General features: G+C 52.7%; 6 protein-coding genes. 1 reads left to right on the forward strand and 5 read right to left on the reverse strand.

The features are described 5' to 3' along the window. Positions 1-2: 2 nt before the first annotated feature. Positions 3-1,226, reverse strand: a complete 1,224-nt coding sequence (locus ACSEMK_RS23320; protein WP_435336650.1) for an MFS transporter — start codon at positions 1,224-1,226, stop codon at positions 3-5. Between the two features lie 327 nt (positions 1,227-1,553). Between ACSEMK_RS23320 and ACSEMK_RS23325 the strand changes: the two genes are divergently transcribed. Further along, positions 1,554-2,456: a carbamate kinase gene (locus tag ACSEMK_RS23325; RefSeq protein ID WP_430914694.1), complete on the forward strand. Its 903-nt coding sequence runs from the start codon at positions 1,554-1,556 to the stop codon at positions 2,454-2,456. 86 nt (positions 2,457-2,542) lie between these two features. On the opposite strand, the gene fbaA is transcribed toward ACSEMK_RS23325, so the two are convergent. From fbaA to ACSEMK_RS23345, 4 genes are all read right to left on the reverse strand, one after another. Next, positions 2,543-3,622: a class II fructose-bisphosphate aldolase gene (fbaA, locus tag ACSEMK_RS23330; RefSeq protein WP_004144748.1), complete on the reverse strand. Its 1,080-nt coding sequence runs from the start codon at positions 3,620-3,622 to the stop codon at positions 2,543-2,545. Between the two features lie 110 nt (positions 3,623-3,732). Next, positions 3,733-4,896, reverse strand: coding sequence for a phosphoglycerate kinase (gene pgk, locus ACSEMK_RS23335; protein ID WP_087859766.1), 1,164 nt, complete (start codon positions 4,894-4,896; stop codon positions 3,733-3,735). A 51-nt stretch (positions 4,897-4,947) separates the two neighbouring features. Further along, positions 4,948-5,967: an erythrose-4-phosphate dehydrogenase gene (gene epd / locus ACSEMK_RS23340; RefSeq protein ID WP_015369761.1), complete on the reverse strand. Its 1,020-nt coding sequence runs from the start codon at positions 5,965-5,967 to the stop codon at positions 4,948-4,950. A gap of 385 nt (positions 5,968-6,352) precedes the next feature. Continuing rightward, positions 6,353-6,518: transketolase-like TK C-terminal-containing protein (locus ACSEMK_RS23345; protein WP_180818307.1), on the reverse strand; the 166-nt coding region annotated here is incomplete at its 5' end.

The raw sequence follows: 6,518 nt of genomic DNA on the forward strand, positions 1-6,518 counted from the left end.
CTTTATGTGCGTTTTTCTTTTAAAAACAGCATGGCGACCAGACCAATGACCAGCAGCGCCGCGGAAACATAAAAACTCGAAGCCAGACTGCCGGTAATATCACGCGCCGCCCCTGCAATAATTGGCGCCAGAATCGATGAGCTCATCCCGATAAAATTAAATAAACCAAACGCGGTGCTGTAATTGGTTTCATCGACGCTATCGGCGACCAGCGCCACCAGCACCGGATCCAGCGCCAGTTTGCCAACCAGGCCATACACGCACAGCGCCACGATGACGCCGGTCATACTCGGCATCCAAATAATGGAAAGCATGCTGGCAATCGCCACCGGCACGAGGAATAAAATTAACGGTTTGCGGCGGCCTAATTTATCCGACAGCCCCGAGAACAACAGCGCGCCGGGAATAGAGATCCACGCGACCAGCGACGAAATAAATCCGGTTTCGCTACCGGCAATACCGCGCTCGTTTTGCAGATAATAAGGAAGCCAGGTCAGAATAACGAAGAAACCAAACAGGCTGCAGAACACCATAATATAGGTCAGAATTAAATTACGATTCTTCAACAGATCGCTAAATTTACCTTTTTGTACCGGTTTGCCCTCAGCGTCGGCGGTGCGCTTTTTCTCTTTCACGAATAGCCAGATAGCAATCCCTACCAGCACCGAAGGTATCGCCATGGCATAAAACGGCATCCGCCACGAGTAACCCTGGTCATAGACCAGCCAGCTGGAGGTCATCAGACCCAGCGCGATGCCAAAGGCCATTCCGCTATTGATAATCGCGCTGCCCAGCGAGCGGAATTTTTTCGGGATCTGCTCGGAAGACAAGCCGTACTGCGGGCCATAATATGTCCCCTCGCCTGCGCCGGTGACCACGCGGGCAAACAGCAGCATATACCAGCTTTTTACCCAACCGGTGACCGCGGTAAAAACGCCAAACAGAATAAACCCAGGCACCAGCACTTTTTTCTTACCGATTTTGTCCCCGAGGATCCCTGCCGGCACCTGCAGCAATGCATAAGAAAAATAAAATACGGAGTTGAGTACTCCTAATTGCGTTCCGCTTAAACCAAACTCTTTTTCCAGCTCACCCATCACCGGATTTAAAACCGTGCGATCGGCATACATAAATACCCAACCTAACCAGAAAAGAAATACCGTGACCCACCAGGCGGGCATTCCTTTTCTTTTGGTCACCTCGGTTACCTCATACGTTCCTGACATAAGCTATCTCCCGGCAATATTCACCTCAGGCCATCCCAGAGGATGGGTGAAGGATTGATGTTTTAACTCCGCTAACCATATCGGGGTAACCATGTATTTCATTTGAACAAAGTCACACAAAATCCATTGTTTTAAATTCCTAAAGACTGCTGACGAAATTATTAAAAAAAATCTAATAATCATCTTTAAAAACATTTAAATAAAACCAGCGAATATAATATTTATTAGCGAGATATTTTTTACTCTCGATAAAGTGGCGATCTCATCACATTACCTGGCCGCTAAAACGATATTTTTAGCGTACTTCTATAATTCAATGAGGTCATCATGAAAAAGAAAATCGTTATTGCACTGGGTGGTAACGCACTGCTGCAGCGCGGAGAAGTGCTCAGCGCGGAAAATCAGCAGCGCAGCATTCAACTTTTTGCCCGGATGGCGGCGGAATTAGCCCGTGATTATCAGTTGGTGATCGTGCACGGTAATGGCCCGCAGGTAGGATTGCTGGCGCTGCAAAACGCCGCCTATCTGGAATCTCCCGCCTGGCCGCTGGATATTCTGGTCGCGGAAAGTCAGGGGATGATAGGCTTCGCTATCGCTCAGGAACTGATGCAGTACGCCGGTGCGCCGGTCAGCACCCTGATGACGCGCGTAGAGGTGGCGGCAAATGATGACGCTTTCGCGGCGCCGGGGAAATATATTGGCCCGGTTTATCAGCCGCAGCAGCAGGCGGAGCTGGAAAAACGCTATGGTTGGCAGATGAAAGCGGATGGCGACTATATCCGTCGGGTGGTCCCTTCCCCCAGGCCGCTAAATATTGTTGATAGCGCGGCCATTCAGACGCTGATGGATGCCGGTCATCTGGTGATTTGCTGCGGCGGCGGCGGGATCCCGGTGGTTGCCGATACGCACGGTTACCGGGGAGTCGAAGCGGTTATCGATAAAGATTTGACGGCGGCGGCGCTTGCCAGCGCCATTCATGCCGACCACCTGCTGATACTGACGGATGCCGATGCAGTCTATGTTGATTGGGGGACGCCGCAGGCTCGCCCGTTACGTCAGGCCACCATTGCTACACTCGCGCCGTTTGCCGCCCCGGACGGCGCAATGGGGCCGAAGGCGGAAGCGGTCATTCAGTTTGTCAAACAGACCGGAAATAACGCCTTTATCGGCGCGTTAAAGGATGCGCCACAGATATTAGCCGGGGAAAAAGGCACCTGCGTAAGTCGCTAAAAAAAAGGCTTCCCGCAGGAAGCCTTTTTTATGCCGGTAATGAAAGGAAACGCCGTTTCCCTTCGTTACGCTCGCAGCAAGCGAAATTACAGAACGTCGATCGCGTTCAGCTCTTTGAATGCCTGCTCCAGACGAGTCACCATAGAGGTCTGAGCGGCACGCAGCCATACGCGCGGATCGTAGTATTTCTTGTTCGGCTGGTCTTCGCCTTTCGGGTTGCCCAGCTGGCCCTGCAGGTAAGCTTCGTTCGCTTTGTAGTACTGCAGGATACCGTCCCAGGTCGCCCATTGGGTATCGGTATCGATGTTCATTTTGACAACGCCGTAGCTGACGGAGTCTTTGATTTCCTGAGCGGAAGAACCGGAACCGCCGTGGAATACGAAGTTCAGGCTGTTGTGCGGCAGGTTGTGTTTCTTAGAAACATATTCCTGAGAGTCGCGCAGGATAGTCGGGGTCAGAACTACGTTACCCGGCTTGTAAACGCCGTGTACGTTACCGAAGGAAGCGGCGATGGTGAAGCGCGGGCTGATTTTGCTCAGCTCGGTGTACGCGTAATCAACGTCTTCCGGCTGGGTGTACAGTGCGGAAGCGTCCATGTGGCTGTTGTCCACGCCGTCTTCTTCACCGCCGGTGCAGCCCAGTTCGATTTCCAGAGTCATGCCCATTTTGGCCATACGAGCCAGGTACTTAGAGCAGATCTCGATGTTTTCGTGCAGGGACTCTTCAGACAGGTCGATCATGTGGGAAGAGAACAGCGGTTTGCCGGTGGCAGCGAAGTGTTTTTCACCCGCGTCCAGCAGGCCGTCGATCCACGGCAGCAGTTTCTTCGCGCAGTGGTCAGTGTGCAGGATAACCGGCACGCCGTAATGTTCAGCCATCTGGTGAACGTGATGCGCGCCAGAGATAGCGCCGAGGATAGCAGCACCCTGCGGAACGTCAGTTTTCACGCCTTTGCCCGCGATGAACGCAGCGCCGCCGTTAGAGAACTGAACGATAACCGGAGAGCGAACTTTCGCAGCAGCTTCCAGAACGGCGTTGATGGAGTCAGTACCCACGCAGTTTACCGCTGGCAGAGCAAAGTTGTTTTCTTTAGCTACCTGGAACACTTTCTGAACGTCGTCGCCAGTGATGACGCCCGGTTTTACGAAATCAAAAATTTTAGACATGTTACTTAGTCCTGTATCTGTATCTTCGACCGTTGAAGAAGGTTCGCGAGCTGTACAAAATTGTACGTTAGCGCGCTGAAAAACAGGCGGGTTTCCCCGCCTGAACTAAATTACTGCTTAGCGCGCTCTTCGAGCATTGCTACTGCCGGCAGAACTTTGCCTTCCACGAATTCGAGGAATGCGCCGCCGCCAGTGGAGATGTAGGAGATTTTGTCAGCGATGCCGAACAGGTCAATCGCCGCCAGGGTGTCACCGCCGCCTGCGATAGAGAAACCTTCGCTGTCTGCGATAGCATTAGCGACAATTTCAGTACCTTTACGGAAGTTCGGGAATTCGAATACGCCAACCGGGCCATTCCACAGGATGGTTTTGGCATTTTTCAGGATATCAGCCAGCTTCTGAGCGGAAACGTCGCCGAGGTCCAGAATCTGCTCGTCATCTTTGATGTCGTTAACGGATTTCAGGGTCGCGGTGGCGGTTTCAGAGAACTCGGTAGCGACGCGAACGTCAGTCGGAACCGGGATATCGCAGGTGCTCAGCAGGCGCTTAGCTTCGTCAACCAGGTCCGCTTCGTACAGGGATTTACCAACGTTGTGGCCTTGAGCGGCAACGAAGGTGTTAGCGATACCGCCGCCAACGATCAGCTGGTCAGCGATTTTGGACAGAGAGTCGAGAACGGTCAGTTTGGTGGAAACTTTAGAACCGCCAACGATAGCAACCATCGGACGAGCCGGCTCTTTCAGCGCTTTACCCAGCGCGTCGAGTTCAGCGGCCAGCAGCGGGCCTGCGCAAGCGACATCGGCGAATTTACCGATACCGTGGGTGGAAGCCTGCGCGCGGTGCGCGGTACCGAAAGCGTCCATGACGAATACGTCGCACAGCGCAGCGTATTTCTTAGACAGTTCTTCGTCGTCTTTTTTCTCGCCTTTGTTGAAGCGAACGTTTTCCAGAACCACCAGTTCACCGGCAGCAACGTCAACGCCATCCAGGTAATCTTTAACCAGACGAACCGGGTTAGACAGTTTGTCTTTCAGGTAATTAACAACCGGCAACAGAGAGAATTCTTCGTTGTACTCGCCTTCGGTCGGACGACCCAGGTGAGAAGTAACCATTACTTTAGCACCCTGTTTCAGCGCCAGTTCGATGGTCGGCAGGGAGGCGCGAATACGCGCGTCGCTGGTCACTTTGCCATCTTTAACCGGTACGTTCAGATCAGCACGGATGAAAACGCGTTTACCAGCCAGATCCAAATCGGTCATCTTAATTACAGACATGGTGAATCCTCTCGTTGATTCTTGATAAAGTTTTGCAAGCGCCGCAGCGCCTTACCTGAAACCTTGCGCAGCCATCGCTAACGTCGTGTCGAGCATTCGGTTAGCAAAGCCCCATTCGTTATCGCACCAGACCAACGTTTTGATCAGATGCGCGCCACTGACCCTGGTTTGCGTGCCATCGACGATGGCGCTGTGCGGGTCGTGGTTAAAATCTGTCGAGACCAACGGTAATTCCGTATAGTCAACTATACCATGAAATGCTCCCTGTGCTGCTTTTTGCAGCAACTGGTTGACTTCACAGGCCTTTACCGGTTTTTTCACCGTCACGCTCAGGTCAATTGCGGTGACGTTAATCGTCGGTACACGTACCGCGATCGCCTCAAAACGGTCGTTAAACTGCGGGAAAATACGGGTGATCCCCGCCGCAAGTTTAGTATCAACCGGAATAATTGACTGGCTGGCCGCACGGGTTCGCCGCAGATCCGGATGATAGGCATCGATCACCTGCTGGTCGTGCATCGCGGAGTGGATTGTCGTGACCGTTCCTGACTCAATGCCGTAGGCATCATCTAGCAGTTTAATGACCGGAATAATGCAGTTGGTAGTGCAGGAGGCGTTGGAGACAATGCGGTGCTCCGCGCGCAGTTCATCATGGTTGACGCCGAAGACTACCGTTGCGTCGAGATCGTTGCCGCCAGGATGTGAAAAGAGCACTTTCTTCGCGCCAGCCTGAAGATGGGCTTCGCCATGTTCACGGCTACCGTATACGCCGGTACAGTCCAGCACCACATCCACCGCCAGCTCCTGCCAGGGCAGCGCGGCGATAGAAGGCTCATGCAGTAGACGAATGACGTCATCGCCGACATACAGCTGTTCCCGCTCCTGGCGAACATCCCAGGAAAAACGGCCATGGCTGGTGTCGTACTTCAATAAATGCGCGATGCCTGCGGCATCCGCCAGTTCATTGATCGCCACCACGGTGATTTCCGCACGACGCCCGGATTCATACAAAGCGCGAACCACGTTGCGTCCTATGCGACCGAAGCCATTAATCGCGATGCGTATGGTCATAGGTCTCCTGCAAGGTTATCCCTGATTTGAGGTGGCTGACAGAGTAATCCAGCAACGCCTTTAGGGGAACCTTACCTGTCGCAAACTGCGACTGATTGATTAATTGTCGAACATTTATACGACTGAAACGCTTCAGCTAGAATAAGCCAAAGTCGGAATAAAAGGAATGTTTGTCCAGAGCAATAAACCAGCTATATGACTTGCGTCACATTTTCTCTGGAATAATTTACAGGGTAGTTACATGTTCGAGGAATAGTGCCTACAAAAAAACCGGGTGGCGAGATAAAAGCAAAACGGTAACCCAGGGGTTACCGTTTTTGGTGTTCACACCCTCTCCTGTGGGAGAGGGTTGAGGTGCGGGCATCAGCCCGCACCGTACCAGCGATTACAGCAGTGCTTTCGCTTTGGCAACAACGTTGTCAACGGTGAAGCCGAACTCTTCAAACAGCTGCTCAGCCGGCGCAGACTCACCGAAGGTGGTCATGCCAACGATGGCGCCGTTCAGGCCAACGTATTTGAACCAGTAGTCCGCGATACCGGCTTCTACCGCT

It is taken from the genome of Klebsiella sp. K-3, assembly GCF_051207495.1.
Lineage (GTDB): Bacteria > Pseudomonadota > Gammaproteobacteria > Enterobacterales > Enterobacteriaceae > Klebsiella > Klebsiella aerogenes.